Below are 15612 nucleotides of genomic sequence, written 5' to 3' on the forward strand. Positions count from 1 at the left end.
GTCGGGTTAGCTCAATATTCAAACCCGGAATATTAAGCTAACCCGACTACACTCTGGAAGTTAACCGCCTTTCGTCCCACTTTACTTTAATTCCAACATCACCGGACAATGATCCGACCCATAAATATCGGTTAAGATATCAGCTGATTTAATTTGATCCTTCAAATCATTTGAAACGACAAAATAGTCAATCCGCCAGCCCGCGTTGTGTTCTCTTGCATGGGAGCGATAACTCCACCATGAATATTTGACTTCGTCGGGATGTAGAAATCTGAAAGTGTCAATGAAGCCGTTATTTAATAATTCCGTGAAGTCTTCACGTTCTTCATCCGAGAAACCGGGGTTATGGTGGTTGGTTGCGTCATTTTTTAAATCAATGGGTTGGTGAGCAACATTCAAGTCACCACAAAAGATAACCGATTTGTTTGTTTTAAGCTGGTTGATATAATTTAAAAAGGCTCGGTTATACGCGCGTTTAAAGGCTAGTCGCTTTAACTTTGGCTGCGAATTTGGCGTATAGCTGACAATGACGTAGTAGTTATCGTATTCCAATGTAATGGTTCGGCCTTCATGATCAAGTTCATCGACGCCAAGCCCGTTGGTAACATGAAGGGGTTCTTGTTTCGTGAAAATAGCGGTTCCGGAGTACCCCTTTTTGTCAGCGTAATTCCAATACTGGTGGTAGCCGGGAAGATCGACTTTAATTTGTCCGGGTTGAAGCTTGGTCTCGCCAATACAAAAGATATCAGCGTCTAAATTTTTGAACGTTGTCATAAAGTCGTGTCTAATCGCGGCTCGTAAGCCATTAACATTCCATGCAATTAATTTCATTTACTCGAATCCTCTTTTACTAGTTTTATTAATTTCGCGCGATTCCCTTTAACACTAAAGGGGAGCTGGTTGAGTTGATCAAAGATGACTTGGACCAACTGTTTGATTTGATCAGGTTGGGCACTACGATTCAAAAAATCACTTACCGCTTGGTCGTAGTTGTTTTTATGCGCTAAATTCAACTTTTTCCAATTAATATCCTTAAATGCGGCTAATAATTCCTTTGAATGATTTGGAAGGACAAGTTTACCCTGCTTAATGAGGACTGCGACAATTGGGTAGCCGGCATAGTGCTGCCAATAAGTCGCGTTGTCATTGGATGAATACAAATCGTCTGAAATCCTGACGGTGTAGCGTTTTGAGTAGTTTGATGAGGTTACCAATGCGTCTGTGTCCCGCATTGTGATCCGATTATCTGCGATTGCACTCAGAGCTTCATAAACTTTAGCAATGGGTGTTTGCTTTCTTGTGGTGTCAGTCATTAAATCCCTCCCGAAAACTCATCTACGTCTAATTTACCGCAACAGGGTGGATTGTGCTACTTTTCCAAGCTTTGTTTCACGTGAAACATTAAAAGGGGAGTTGTTGAAAGTGACTCTTCCAGCTAAAATTGAATCAAACTTAACGTTAATTTGGTCATCATTTAAAATGGAGGTGCCTTTTAGATGAGTTATTTACAAGTTGGAAAATCGTTAACGTTGCCCTGTGGGATGACGGTTAAAAACCGCTTCTTTAAGTCGGCGATGAGCGAAACTTTTGCGGACAACGATCATCAGCCCAACGCGCTTCACGTTAACTTATATCGAAAATGGGCGAACGGTGGTGCTGGTATCGTTGTGACCGGCAATGTGATGGTTGATCATCATGCGATGGCCGAGCCAGGAAATGTTGTGATTGAAGACGACCGCAGCTTGCCAATTTTAAAAAAGTGGGCGGAGGCGGGCACTCAAAATAATACCCAGCTTTGGCTGCAATTAAATCATCCTGGAAAACAATCACCACGAATTTTTTCAGAACAGCCGGTTGCACCGAGTGCCATTCCGATTAGTGGTCAGAATCACCATGCATTTAATCAGCCGCGGGAATTGCGAACGGCTGAAGTTAAAGAATTAGTTGCAAAATTTGTGCGGGCGGCCGAGATTGCGCAGTCCGCCGGATTTACGGGCGTTCAAATTCACGGTGCGTTTGGTTACCTGGTTAATCAGTTTCTCTCACGTAAGGACAATCGTCGAACGGATGAATATGGTGGGTCATTGGAAAACCGGATGCACTTTTTGGTTGAAATTTATGAGGGTATTCGTGAAAGTTGCGGGCCGCAATTTGCAATTTCTCTAAAATTGAGCGTTACTGATTTAGATCTGGATGGTTTTTCAGAAGCAGATTCAATTCAGGTAGCGAAAAAGATGGCTGCTCTGGGAATTGATTTGATTGAGATAGCAGGAGATAATTATGAGAATTCGGAATTGGGCTTTTCAGGTTATGCCCACATGCTGAATCAATTGGTTAATGTTCCAATTGTGCTAAGTGGTGGTTTTCGTCGGGTGTCAACGATGGAGGAAGCACTTGGCCGAAACGATGCGGCTTTAATTGGTATTTGTACGCCAATGCTGGTGATTCCGGACTTACCAAACCAAGTTTTAAACGATCAGTACCGTGCATTTGACCTACCATTAACAACTGGAAATAAACATCTCGATGCCAAATTGATGTCAGCAATGGTGACCAGCTATTGTGAAGAACAGGCGAAACGGCTTGCCGAGAATAAGCAACCTCAGGTTTATTCAAACGGATGGCGGGCGTTGGCTGCCAGTGTGGCGTTGCACGGACCAAAGGGGCTGGTGCCCAGAAGAAAGGTGTGAGAACAGTCTGAGTTGGAATGCGGTGGACGTTTGAAGACCTATCTTTTCGAAATTATTAATTTGTCTATTTATAGACAAACCGAAGTGGTTATCACTTGAATCTTGGCTGCCACTAAGTTATTATAAGTGTAGGTATTAGACAAATGTCCAACTATTGACATAAGTATACAAAACAAACAACAGCACCGGTTGACGGGTCCCCTCCCATTAACCGGTGCTGTTGTTTGTTTATTGCAGGTCTTTGAAAATCTCTTGCATGCGACTCTCAATATCATACAATTCGGTGGCGTATTTCTGGAGATTACCAGTGTGCTCTTTAACTTTTTTAGGATCGACATTGGTTTTATAGCGCAGCTTGTGCTCCAAGCTGGCCCACATATCCATCCCGATTGTCCGAATCTGAACTTCCACGGGGACGTCTTCAACACCAGTTGACTGAAAAACCGGTATCGAAACAACAATGTGTAGGCTACGATAACCACTGGGTTTGGGATTCTTAATATAGTCTTTTCGCCTAATTAGAGTAACATCGGATTGATCAATTAGGGCTTCCTCAATTCGATAAATATCATCGATGTAGTTGGTAATGACCCGGATTCCGGCAATGTCATAAATATGATTCCGGACATTTTCAATGGTCAGATCAAGCCCTTTGCGATCTAATTTACCGATTAGACTACCAATTGATTTCATTCGTTCTTCCATGTGGTGAATTGGATTATGATCATAATTCATTGAATACTCATCATCCAGATTTTCCAGCTTGGTTCCAATCTCGTTGGCCCCGGAATGGCACAATTGGAAAATTTTGACTAGCGCTTTAAAATCATCAATTCTACTTTTCTGCTGTGATTGTTTTAATTGCTGCTCAATTTGTTTGACGTTTAAAAAATTATTTCGCTCTAATATCATAAAGAGACTCCTTTGGTGGTTAGTGTTTTGTCAATACTATTAGGATAACTTTATTTTAGCAGAGTAAGTGATTTTCCCAAAAATAGTTATGAGTTCTTAGTAAAAACCTCCTTTGACTCATGGATTTTGAAAGAGTATCAAAATCATGAGCCAAAGGAGGTTTTTAGTTAAATCAGGATGGGTCACTTACTTGGTGATATAAATATATAACGTGGTTGTTGAATAACCAATTCTAAAGTCAACACCATTTGAATGGAGTGCCTTGGTGGTTGTTTTAGTGGTTTTCTTTGATTTGGCCTGCTTTTGGAAATCTTTCATAATCTGTTTTGCGTCAGCACCAACGCTGTTGGCTAAAATAGAGAACGAGAGGCCAAAGTTCTTAGCCCGGACTTTGTCTTTCATCGCGGCAACCGGTACCAGCATTGCGATTCCGGTTACCTGTTGACGATCTTGATTCATTCGGATGGTGACGTCTTTAGTGGTCACTAAATTATGAATACCGTCTTTGGACTTTGTGGGTAATAATTGATTGGCAACTTTGGATTTAGCATCCTTCATCGCTGCTTCAACCATCTGCTGAGTTTGCTTCATCGCAGTGGCCTGCTGTTTTAAGGCAGCAGCCTTTTTAGCTTGAGCTTGCAAAGTTGCGGCCGCAGAAGTATCACCCTTGGCCAACTTTTTTCTAGCCACGGCAACTGCCTGCTGAATCGCAACTTGCTCGCGTTTCAGCTTGGTGCCTTGAGTTTGCAAGGCAGCAGCTCTTTTTTGATCAGCTTTTGAAAGGGCGGTCGCAATCGTTGCTTGATTATAGGCGCGTTGCAGTTTTGGATAAGTTGTTAGGGAATTTACTTTGCCAACTTTAACTGTTTGTTTGACACCACCAGCTGATAAGACGACCCGTTGTGATTGGGTGGTTGCTGGAATCGTCAGCGCGAAGCTACCGTTGTTGGTTGATTCGGTTTTTGCCGAGCCGTTGTTAATCCGATAACTAATTTGTTTGTGGCTGCTCTGTCCCTTGATGATGGCTGCCAGACCATCAGGCTTGAGCTGGTGGCTTTTTACCGATAAAGTCGGTCGACCACAACCAGCCAAGCCCAAAAGAAGTAGGGCAACGATCGAAGCAATCCTAATTAATTTTTTCACGGTGTCCTCCTAACTAAACGAGACATTGTCTGAGAATTGACTGTTGTAAAGATCAGCGTAGAATCCATTTTTAGCCAGTAGTTCATTATGGGTACCAGTTTCAACCACCGAACCGTTATTCATCACAATGATGTTGTCAGCGTTTTGAATGGTTGATAATCGGTGCGCCACAACAAAACTGGTCCGATTCTTCAGTAGTTCGCTCATGGCGTGCTGAATTTGAACTTCGGTTCGCGTATCAACTGAGCTGGTGGCTTCATCAAGAATCAAAATTTCCGGATCAGCCACAAAGGCTCTGGCAATTGTGACTAACTGACGTTGACCTTGAGAAATATTGGAGGCGGCCTCGTTTAAAACGGTGTCGTAACCGTTGGGCAATTTTCTGACAAATTCGTCTACGTGGGCGGCCTTGGCGGCTTCGATAATATCATCGTGGGTGGCCTTTTCACGGCCATACTTAATATTATCGTAAATTGTTCCGGTAAACAGCCAAGTATCTTGTAAAACCATGGCAAAATGTGATCGGAGATCTTCACGGTCAATGTCTCTGGTATCAACACCCTTTAAGCGAATGGCACCACCTTTTACATCATAGAAACGTTCCAATAAATTAATGATGGTTGTTTTACCCGCTCCGGTTGGGCCAACAATGGCAACCTGCTGACCAGGTTTAACCGTTAAGTTATAATCGGTCATTAATAAATCTTGATCCTCATAGCCAAATTGAACGTGTTCCAATGAAATAACGTCATCGGTTTCTTTGACTTCACGATTGGCCTTGGTGTTCTTCATTTCTTCTTCGTCAATCACTTCAAAGACCCGTTCAGCAGAGGCAATTGTTGATTGAATCGTGTTCATGAGGTTTGCCAATTGAGAAATAGGTTGTGAAAATTGATTGGTGTATTGCAGAAAGGCTTGAACATTTCCCAGTGTTACCGTTCCGTTAGCCACCTGAATACCACCAATTACGGCTACAAACACATAACCAATGTTATTCATGAAGATCATAAGCGGCATGATAATGCCCGAAATGAACTGGGCCTTCCAAGCGGCTTGATAATATTTATCGTTTTGATCTTCAAACTTCTCGATCGTATCGGCTTCTTTACGGAAGCTCTTGAGCACTTGCTGGCCGGCATAGTTTTCTTCCACTTGATTGTTTAACAGGCCAAGACTTTTTTGCTGGGCCGCAAAGAACCTTTGTGATTTGGGAGCAACAATTCCCACAACAATTAAGCTCAGCGGGATAGTCACAAAGGCAATTAAGGTTAATTTCCAACTAATCGAAAACATCATCCAAAGGGTTCCAATAAAAGTCACAAAACTGGTTACCGCTTGGGTCAGACTTTGCTGAAGCGTGCTGGCTATATTATCCATATCATTAACTGCTCGGCTCATAATGTCACCGTTACTATGAGTGTCGTAGTATCTAATTGGCACAACCCGCATTTTCTGTTTCATTTGACGACGCAAACGATAAACGGTTCGCTGAGAGATCAGGGTCATGATGAATTGCTGCAGATAACTGAAGATAGCGGCAGCTAAGTACATGATGGCAACCACGATGATAATGTGGACAATTTTGTCGAAATTAATGGGTAAATTACCAATGTTGAAACCAGCCTTTTGTTCGGCAGTTCCCTTCATAACTCCCTTATAAATTTCGGTCGTTGCCTGCCCAAGTATTTTAGGGGTTCGAATTTGGAAGATCACACTGGTAATTGCAAAAATCAGGACTAAGATTAAGCCAACAATTCGGTCTGACATATAGTGCATGAGACGGGCAGTCGTGCCCCAGAAATTCTTTGGCTTTTCAACGACACCTTGATAACCACCAGGACCTCCCCGACGACCACCTGGGCCAGCTGTTGACTGGTTTTCAGATTTATCTTCTGCCATTATTTGTCAGCCTCCTTCCTGATTTGAGATTTGATGATTTCTTGATAAACTTTGTTAGTCTTTCGTAATTCGTCGTGAGTACCTTTACCAACTAATTTCCCATTATCCAGGACAAGGATGAGGTCGGCATCAGCAACGGTTGCAATTCGCTGGGCAACGATAATGGTGATACTTTTTTGAATATGGGGATCGTTTCGCAATTCACCCCGTAGTTCAGCATCAGTTTTAAAATCAAGGGCTGAGAAAGAATCATCAAAAATATAAACGATCGCTTGTTTGACCAATGCTCTGGCAATCGCCAGTCGTTGCCGCTGGCCGCCTGAGAAGTTGCCGCCGCCTTGTTCAACGTGTAAATCCAACCCTTCTGGATCTTCGGCAACAAAGTCCTTGGCGCGGGCTAACTCTAAAGCGTGCCAGATCTCATCATCTGTGGCGTCATCTTTTCCGTATCTCATGTTGTCATGTTCCGGTGAATAGAGTTGCTTTTTGGGGAACCAGAGAAACGGCTTTTCGAAGTTGATCTAATGACATATCAGCAACGTTGGTGTTATCCAATTTGATAGCACCATCTTCAACGTCGTAAAAACGGGGAATCAGGTTGATTAATGATGTTTTTCCAGACCCCGTCCCACCGATAATGGCAACTGTCTGGCCACTTTTTGCTTGAAAATCAATATCGTTTAGCGCGGGCATTTCAGCTTTTCGATATCGATACGTGACATGATCAAAAGAAAGGGTGTGGGTTGTGGCATCAGGATTGATTTTCTCAGGGGTATCAGCCACTTTAAGTGCGGAATGTAAGTTTAAGACTTCTTGAATTCGTTTAGCGGATGCTTGAGCTCTGGGAATGAAAACAAAGACCATTGACATCATCATAAAGCTCATTAGAATCTGCATGGCGTAAGTCATAAAGGCAATTAAGTTACCAACCTGCATTGATTGGGTGCCAATTAATTTTGCCCCGAACCAGATAATGGCGATATTGGTCCCGCTCATAATCATGGTCATGACCGGAAAGGCAAGCGCCATTAAAACGTTGACGTTAATGGCATTTTTGGTATAGTCTTGGTTGGCATCTTCAAATCGATCCTGTTCAAACTGATCTTGTCGGAAGGCTCGGATGACTCGAACACCAGTTAAACCCTCACGAAAAATCCGGTTGATTCTATCAGTCTTTGTCTGCATTGCCCGAAACATGGGAACGGCAAAGTAAAGTAGAAAACCGATAAAGAGCGCCATAATTGGTAGGACAACCAGGAAGACAGTTGTTAATTGATGATCCTTGTTGTAGGCCAGAAAGCTCGCACCAATCAGCATGATCGGTGCCATTAACATCATTCGTAACATGATGATCCCAACGTTTTGAATTTGGACCACGTCATTGGTAGTTCGAGTGATCAAAGAAGACGTTTCGATCTGATCATATTCATCATTTGAGAAATTGATGACCTTGTGGTAAATGTCGGTTCGCAAATTTTTCCCAAGCATCTGAGAGGTTCGGGCAGCGAGAAAAACGTTGCAGATCGCCGCGGCAATGCTGATCAGAGAAAAGCCAACCATTTGAATCCCGATTTTCCAAATGTAGCCAATGTCACCGGTGGCAACCCCGTTATTAACAATGTTGGAAGTTAAACTGGGCAAGGTTAAATTGGCAGTCACTTGAATGGCCATAAAAAAGACAGCCCCGAGGACTGCGAGATAGGATATTCGGCCCTTAGCAATTTTTAGCAATGCAGAAAGCTCCTTTCGATTTTCCTTCATTTTTAGAAACCCTATAATGAAGAAAATTTGTTAAACAATAAGCTAGTTTACTACCAAAATGGGAAAAAGAAAATCATTTTGGTACAAAGAGTGCGAAAAGCCGCGTTTAGCTTCCAGAATATAAGAGCCTTACCCCAATATCCCCGAACCTGGGATATTGGGGTAAGGCTCTTATATGGCCGGAAGCTGCGGCTTTTCGCACGTTTAGGCTCGGTAAAATTGGTGACTTTTGTAAAGAATGGGCAACCAAGTAATTTTATATGGCCGGAAGTTGCGGCTTTTCGCACGTTTAGGCTCGGTAAATTGGTGACTTCTGTAAAGAATGGGCAGCCAAGTAATTTTATATCCCCGGAAGCTGCGGCTTTTCGCATGTTTAAACTAGGTAATATTGATGATTGCTGGCATGAACAAGTAATTAAGGGATTCATATGGCCAAAAACTACGGCGATACACTTATTTGAACTTAGTAACCTTGAGGAAGTTGGCACGAATCTAGAAAACAGGCACCTAATATAACCAATATTTATCCTAATTCAATGAGGCTCATTTTTCCGTAAAAAAACGCCCATTAGTCGCAACCAATCTGCAACTGATGGGCGAATGTTTAGTTTCTGATTCAATATTAGAATTCTGAAAATAAGCTGTCGATTTGTTCAAATTCAGCTTTGCTTAATTGAACATCTAAGGCCTTGACGTTACTTTTAACTTGATCAGCAATTCGAGCGCCGGGAATGACAACACTAATGTCTGGGTCGGCGATGTACCAGGCAAGAATTGCTTGAGCAACTGTGGCTGAGTGTTTGTCGGCAATTTGCTTCACTTGATCAAGGGCCTTCATGATCTTGGTATATTGATCGGCGGAAAATTGGCTGAACTTCCCTTGGTCGCCTTGGGTATATTTACCGGTCAACAAGCCTGAAGCAAGTGGAAAGTATGGGACAAATGAAATCTGGTTTTGCTTTAAGTATGGGAATAATGCTTTTTCAGCATGTCGATGAGTTAGGCTGTAATTGTCTTCAACAATATCGACTTGGCCATCAGCGTTAGCTTCTCTGATTTGGTCCAAGGAAAAGTTGGAAACACCAATCGCCTTAATCTTACCAGCCTTCTTTTCCTCGGCTAAAGCGGCGACGGCTTCGGCTTTAGGTGTTTTATCATCTGGAAAATGAATGTAGAAAATATCGATATAGTCAGTTTGCAGACGATTTAACGCATCGTCAACCGATTTTTTCAAAAATGCCGGATCGTTATTGGGCTCTAAGTGATTATTGGGATCCTGGGCAGCCTTTGAAGCAATCACAAATTTTGAACGATCATAGTTTTGAGTTACTTCGCCAATAATTTCCTCGGAACGACCAAGTCCGTACATATACGCAGTGTCAAGTAACGAGATGCCGCTATCTAAGGCTGCTTTAACAACTTGTTTACCGTTCTCATCTTTTAAGCCATCAAACAAATTGTGACCACCAACTTTGTTAGTTCCCAGACCAAGTGGGGTGGTTGTGACATCACTTTTGCCAATTTTAACTGATTCTGCCATTGAGAAATTCCTCCTTATTTTTAATAAGTGTAACTAAGGTCATTTTAGCAGAGATGTCAATTAAGAAAAAAATAATTTAGTGGTTAAGAATTACCTTACAGTTATGGTTAATGAGATTGCGAATCGTTAAATAGTATGGCATAACAGATATAGAATAAGTAACGGGAAGGGAAGTGAAGCAGCAGTGAACTCTAGAAAAGGTAAATTGAAGAAGTGGTTATGGTCGTTAGGAATTCTTGTTGGGATTTTGATCTTGGCGGTCCTATCACTATCATTATCGCCTCAGGGGGCAGTTCGACTCAGAGCTTTGGTTGATGGTCATCCGATGGTGGCACTGACCTGCCGTCCCTATCACGATAAAGATGAAGGTTGCTATATTAATGCAACGGTTTATGATATTTCTACCAAAGATCAATATCTTTCAGTAGATGGTAGCTTTTACGTTAATATGTACCGGATTCATCACGCTACTTTTCTGTATTTTGCAACCGCGCAACCGGATATTTTAAAGTGATCTGCCCTTATTAAGCCTGTATCTGGTTGGTTTTCCATGGTTAAATACGATAAATAAAAATGAAGCCACGTTAAGTTCCTTCGGTGGCTTCATATCCATAAATTTAGTTATTCATCGTACGGCCCTTTTCCCAGGTAAGCATTGATCATCCAAATATTCTTATCAGTTTCGTCCTTGAAGCCGTTTAACATATCCTGAGTTGGAAAGTCTTTCTCAGCGTCAGTGATTTCGATACCCTTTTGATATTGATCGCGCAAATATTTGAATTGATCGGACAACCGTTGCATAAAATCACGCATGGTTAATTGATCCCAAGTGACCTTATCATCGGGCAGGCCGGTGTTATCAATGAACTCATGGGTGGTTGAAAAAGGGGAACCGTTGATGGCAATGAGCCGCTCGGCAGCTTGATCAAGTTGGTCAGCCAGCTGATCATTATAATCGTCCATTAAGGGATGTAGTCTAAAGAAATTCTCGCCACGCATATACCAGTGGGTTTGCTGAATATTAACCTGTAATTGGCTTAAATCTGCGACCAACTGATTCAACTGAGCACGAGTCTTTGGAAAATCGTATTGTTCTGCCATTTAAATAGCCTCCTATACTGTTATAAACGAATTCGCTTACATTACTAGTGTATCGGTTCTCCCTGGTGGATAGCAAGTGAAGTGATTTGCTTTACTGATAAGTATTTGAACAGAAAACATTCAAGGATAATTGGAACTTCAAGTTATAAAAACTATTACTGGCACAAATATGATTAGTGAAGGGAGTGCGAAGATCGATGAAGAAGGTTTTAACCAGTGTATTATTTCTTGTTGTGATGTTTTTAATAATAGGTATATGTCAATGGTCTTATACAGATTCTGCATATGCTAGCACATGGCATAAGTATAGTTCAAATATATTTGGAGTTGCAAAAAGGCAGCGAATACTAAAATATGCTGGAGCAAATTGGGGACAGTATGATGACTATGATCAAAAAGTGTATTTCAAGGATAATAAAGCAACGCAGTACAAGTATAGTAGGAAGACTCGAGTGATGCTTATTAGATATGTTAATAAATCAAAGCGCCTCATGTCAGAATATAATTATCGTAAGTTAATTTTTACACACGGCTATAAAGAGCCAATTATTAAGTATTATTACAAACTTGGACAAGAAAAGTATAGCTATTTGTACACTGTAAAGTTTTGGATGATTCATCCTATTCGTTTTTAGAAAGATAGATACATTGGTCAATATAGTACTAGTGATAGACTGTATTGGCTAATATATAGTGGATTTGTGTTTGGGGTGATAATTATTTTTACTTTCGATGTTTTACACGATTTATTACTAACTTGTTTAGAGAGTATCCCGGTGAAAAGAAAATCGAAATAAATAACGCAAAGGAAATTATTCCCCAGAATAAAATTTGATTTCTCCTAACAGTAAACCAAGCAAGTATTATAACTAAGATTACACTGCACCAAGAAAGATTGCTTATTAGTTTAGCCAATTTCTTATTATCCATTTGATTTCTTCCTTCCCAAATTAGTGAGGATAACTATAATATAAGTATAACTCCAGGGGTGTAAACAAAGATTTCACGGGGGATGTCAGCAACGGTTATAAAAAAGTGGTTTAATATATATCTTTCGCTGGTAATAGCAGTAGTTTTTGGAATGTTGTTTTTCACCCAAGTTAATACTAACGTGGAAGCAAGTTGGCGACACTTTAATGAAGGTGTTTTGGGTTATGCAAGCAGGCGAAAGGTATTAAAATATAGTCCCAGTGGCTGGGGAAATTTTGAAGCTGGGTATAAGAATGATTATTTTAAAAGTAATCGATATACACAGTATGTTTATTCAAAGAAAAGTCGAACAATGATCATCAGGTATAAGAATCGTGATAAAACCCTCAATGTTAAGTATAATTTCAGAAAAATAATCCTAAGACATGGTCATAAAACACCAACTTTTACTTACTACTACAAGGTTGGAAAGGATCGGTGGACCTATTGTTATACAATTAAGTATTGGCTTGATAAACCAACAAGATTTTGAAGAATACAAAGGTGTTCAATTAATATCTTTCACATCGTTCTTTATAAATTAACGGCTGAATTTTAGACACTTAAAAATAAACGTGGTAAACATCCAATAAATCTAGTCAGGATGTTTACCACGTTTATTTTTAGTGGATACTTTTAGCTACATCACATGTTCCTCTGGTTCGGTTTCACCAGTAGCTTTAGTCTCTTCGGTAGTGGTATCATTCAACGCTGAATGTTTAGATGTTTCCAACATTCGGACATAAACCAGGAAGCTGACAAAGGCAGCTGCTGAAACGTAATAGAAGAACCAATCTTCGTGACCGATGTGCTTTAACCAAAGGGCCACGTACTCAACGGTGCCGCCAAAGATTGCCACGGTTAAGCCGTAAGGAAAGCCCACTCCCAAAGCCCGGATTTCAGTTGGAAATAATTCGGCCTTAACAATTGCATTGATTGACGTGTAACCACTAACGATTAAGAGGCCACCCAACATAAGCAGGAACGCTGCAATTGGGCTGTCGAAGAATTGTAAGCCCATGAAAATTGGAACCGTCAATAGCGTACCGCCAATCCCGAACCAGTAGAGCAATGGTTTACGACCGATTTTATCGGAAATATGGCCAAATAATGGTTGAACTGACATAAAGATCAGCAGTGCCAAGAAATTAATCATGGTAACCAGCTTGGGTGCTAATCCTAATGAATTAATCATGTATTTCTGCATATAGGTTGTATACGTATAGAAGGCAATGGTACCACCAAAGGTTAGTCCCATAACCGTTAATACTTGATTAGGGTACTTTGCCAATTCACGCAGTGTGCCACGAGCAGAAGTCTTTTTCGCTGTGCTTTTAAATTGATTTGTTTCATCCATTGAAAGTCGCAGGTACAAGACGATCAGCGCACCGACCGCACCGATGGCAAACGGAATTCGCCAACCAAACGCGCGAAGTTGTGCGTCGGTGAAAACAAGTTGCAAGACGATTTGAACGACCAATGCCAGAAGCTGGCCACTAATCAATGTGACATATTGAAAGGAAGCGTAGTAGCCACGTCGGTTGGCCGTTGCCATTTCAGACAAATAAGTTGCAGAAATCCCATATTCGCCGCCCAGTGAAAGACCCTGGACCAAACGAATCAGAATTAATAAAATTGGTGAAAAGATGCCCACCATTCCATAAGTCGGAATCAAAGCAATCAGTAAAGAACCACCGGCCATGATACTGACTGATAACGTTAAGGCGGAGCGGCGCCCATGCTGGTCAGCATACTTCCCCATGATGAAACTACCAAATGGTCGCATCAAGAAACCGACTGCGAAAACGGCGGCGGTACTCAATAATTCAACCGTCTGATCACCATCTGGAAAGAAAGAATTTGCAAAATAGATTGCAAATGATGCATAAATATACCAATCAAACCATTCAATCATGTTACCTAAAGATCCTTTAATAATATTGCTCGTAATTCGTTTTTGACTTAACGATTGCATGTTAGCTACCTCCCTGTGGCGATCGAAACGGACATTATGATGTGAACATATCTAATTAGATTCATATTATAATTTAATATTTAGTAAAATACAACGTTACTTGTCATTAAAGGTAACATGAATAATCATTCGAATCGCCGTAAGTAGCTAACCCCATTGCGTTTTTAGCTTTCAAAACTTTTTTCAAATTGTTTCAGTATTTGCTAATATTTTCAGAGAAGCGTCAACTTTTTCAGCACACATCCTGCCTTCATGGATTCCCCAAATCACTAAACTTTGGCCACGGCGACAATCGCCCGCCAGGAAAATTTGGCCGTCATTGGTTGCGTAACTGTGAGCCTTTTTTATCACGCCAAATTCGTCAAACAACCACTGCTCTGCACCGGTAAATCCCATGGCTAAAAGGACCAGATCAGCCTTAATTTGTTTTTGAGTGCCGGCAATTGGCTTGTAGTGGTCAACTGTGCTCATTTCGGCTTCCTGGACGTGACCGTTTTTGCCAAAGAAGGCCGTTGCGGTGGCATCATACGTGGTGACGTCACCAAATAAAGTGCGGGCCTCTTTTTGACCGTAACCATTCTTTTGAACCATTGGCCATTCCGGCCACTGATTCTCTGGGCGTCGTTCATGAGGTAGGGCGGGATTGATTTCCAACTGGGTAATCCCGGCACATCCCTGACGAATCACAGTGCCGATGCAGTCATTTCCCGTATCACCACCACCGAGAACCAAAACGTGTTTGCCCTTTAGTTTAGTTGTTGCATGAACGCCGTCATTAATAACTGATTGGGTTGCCAGTCTTAAATAATCAACGGCTTGATAAATACCATCTAATTGACGGCCAGAAACGTCGATGTCACGGGCTTGACGGGCTCCCGTACAGATAACAATTCGATCAAATTGTTCTTTCAGATCTGCAGCTGAAATATCGGTGCCCACCTCGGTGTTGGCAACTAATTCAATGCCGACTTTTCGTAGGGTATTGATCCGGCGTTCAACAATTTCCTTAGGCAGTTTCATGTTGGGAATGCCGTACATGAGTAATCCGCCGAATCGGTCGTCCCGCTCGAAAATGGTAACGGAGTGGCCAAGCTGATTAAGTCGCCAAGCAGCTGAAATGCCGGCCGGACCACTGCCGATAACAGCAATCTTTTTACCGGTTCGATGGAGTGGTTTGCCTGAGTCAACGACCCAACCGTTTTTGAACGCCTGCTCGATAATGAACTTTTCATTGTTACGAATTGTGATCCCGGGGCCATTTAACGCTTGAACACAGGAAACTTCACAGGGAGCTGGGCATACACGACCCGTCATTTCCGGTAAATAATTGGTTTTGGTAAGTCGTTCAAAGGCCTGTTGATCCCGTTGCTGATAGACCAGATCATTCCACTCGGGAATCAAGTTGTCATTGGGGCAGCCACTGACTGCCCGGCCGCCGCTATAAAAAATGCCGTGATGACAGAAGGGAATCCCGCAATTCATACAGCGGGCCGCTTGCTGACGGCGATCAGTATCGCCTAAATTCAATTCCATCACGTTGAAATCTTTAATCCGCTGCATAATTGGCCGCATTGGATTGTCTTTACGTGGATATTTTAAAAAACCTTTTGGGTCTGCCATTT

Annotated in this window: 13 protein-coding genes and 1 pseudogene; 4 read left to right on the forward strand and 10 right to left on the reverse strand. The window is 41.7% G+C overall.

Going from position 1 to position 15612, the window contains the following annotated elements; genetic code table 11:
- Window positions 1–81: 81 nt before the first annotated feature.
- Entirely contained in the window at window positions 82–831 is a 750-nt protein-coding gene (locus FC85_RS12085; RefSeq protein ID WP_057865794.1) for an exodeoxyribonuclease III, read from the reverse strand.
- Window positions 828–1313, reverse strand: coding sequence for a hypothetical protein (locus FC85_RS12090; RefSeq protein ID WP_057865795.1), 486 nt, complete (start codon window positions 1311–1313; stop codon window positions 828–830). Before FC85_RS12090 ends, FC85_RS12085 begins: the two co-directional genes overlap by 4 nt.
- 183 nt (window positions 1314–1496) lie before the next feature.
- On the opposite strand from FC85_RS12090, the gene FC85_RS12095 reads away from it, so the two are divergent.
- Window positions 1497–2690 (forward strand): oxidoreductase, encoded by a 1194-nt coding sequence (locus FC85_RS12095; RefSeq protein ID WP_057865796.1) that lies wholly within the window; start codon window positions 1497–1499, stop codon window positions 2688–2690.
- A gap of 228 nt (window positions 2691–2918) precedes the next feature.
- On the opposite strand, the gene FC85_RS12100 is transcribed toward FC85_RS12095, so the two are convergent.
- The 5 genes and pseudogenes from FC85_RS12100 to FC85_RS12125 all read right to left on the reverse strand — a co-directional run bounded on the left by FC85_RS12100 (window position 2919) and on the right by FC85_RS12125 (window position 9945).
- Entirely contained in the window at window positions 2919–3602 is a 684-nt protein-coding gene (locus FC85_RS12100; protein ID WP_057865797.1) for a GTP pyrophosphokinase, read from the reverse strand.
- Window positions 3603–3788: 186 nt separating this feature from the next.
- Window positions 3789–4745, reverse strand: a complete 957-nt coding sequence (locus FC85_RS12105) for a hypothetical protein (protein WP_057865798.1) — start codon at window positions 4743–4745, stop codon at window positions 3789–3791.
- Between the two features lie 9 nt (window positions 4746–4754).
- The gene (locus FC85_RS12110; protein ID WP_057865799.1) at window positions 4755–6644 is read right to left on the reverse strand and encodes an ABC transporter ATP-binding protein; all 1890 of its coding nucleotides are present in this window, start codon (window positions 6642–6644) and stop codon (window positions 4755–4757) included.
- A pseudogene (locus tag FC85_RS12115) lies at window positions 6644–8375 on the reverse strand (ABC transporter ATP-binding protein). Before FC85_RS12115 ends, FC85_RS12110 begins: the two are co-directional and overlap by 1 nt.
- 652 nt (window positions 8376–9027) lie before the next feature.
- Window positions 9028–9945, reverse strand: a complete 918-nt coding sequence (locus FC85_RS12125) for an aldo/keto reductase (protein WP_057865801.1) — start codon at window positions 9943–9945, stop codon at window positions 9028–9030.
- Between the two features lie 184 nt (window positions 9946–10129).
- Here FC85_RS12125 and FC85_RS12130 point away from each other — a divergent pair, with 184 nt between their 5' ends.
- Complete coding sequence (locus tag FC85_RS12130) at window positions 10130–10459, forward strand: hypothetical protein (RefSeq protein ID WP_057865802.1); 330 nt, start codon at window positions 10130–10132, stop codon at window positions 10457–10459.
- A gap of 107 nt (window positions 10460–10566) precedes the next feature.
- On the opposite strand, the gene FC85_RS12135 is transcribed toward FC85_RS12130, so the two are convergent.
- Window positions 10567–11046 (reverse strand): Dps family protein, encoded by a 480-nt coding sequence (locus FC85_RS12135; RefSeq protein ID WP_057865803.1) that lies wholly within the window; start codon window positions 11044–11046, stop codon window positions 10567–10569.
- Window positions 11047–11243: 197 nt separating this feature from the next.
- On the opposite strand from FC85_RS12135, the gene FC85_RS12140 reads away from it, so the two are divergent.
- Window positions 11244–11681, forward strand: coding sequence for a hypothetical protein (locus FC85_RS12140; protein WP_057865804.1), 438 nt, complete (start codon window positions 11244–11246; stop codon window positions 11679–11681).
- Window positions 11682–12127: 446 nt separating this feature from the next.
- Window positions 12128–12508, forward strand: a complete 381-nt coding sequence (locus FC85_RS12150; protein ID WP_225427572.1) for a hypothetical protein — start codon at window positions 12128–12130, stop codon at window positions 12506–12508.
- A gap of 147 nt (window positions 12509–12655) precedes the next feature.
- On the opposite strand, the gene FC85_RS12155 is transcribed toward FC85_RS12150, so the two are convergent.
- On the reverse strand, window positions 12656–13990 hold the full coding sequence (locus FC85_RS12155; protein ID WP_057865806.1) for an MFS transporter: 1335 nt from the start codon (window positions 13988–13990) through the stop codon (window positions 12656–12658).
- Window positions 13991–14173: 183 nt separating this feature from the next.
- Entirely contained in the window at window positions 14174–15610 is a 1437-nt protein-coding gene (locus FC85_RS12160; RefSeq protein ID WP_057865807.1) for a glutamate synthase subunit beta, read from the reverse strand.
- Between the last annotated feature and the right edge of the window lie 2 nt (window positions 15611–15612).

Source organism: Lentilactobacillus diolivorans DSM 14421 (genome assembly GCF_001434255.1).
GTDB classification, from domain to species: domain Bacteria; phylum Bacillota; class Bacilli; order Lactobacillales; family Lactobacillaceae; genus Lentilactobacillus; species Lentilactobacillus diolivorans.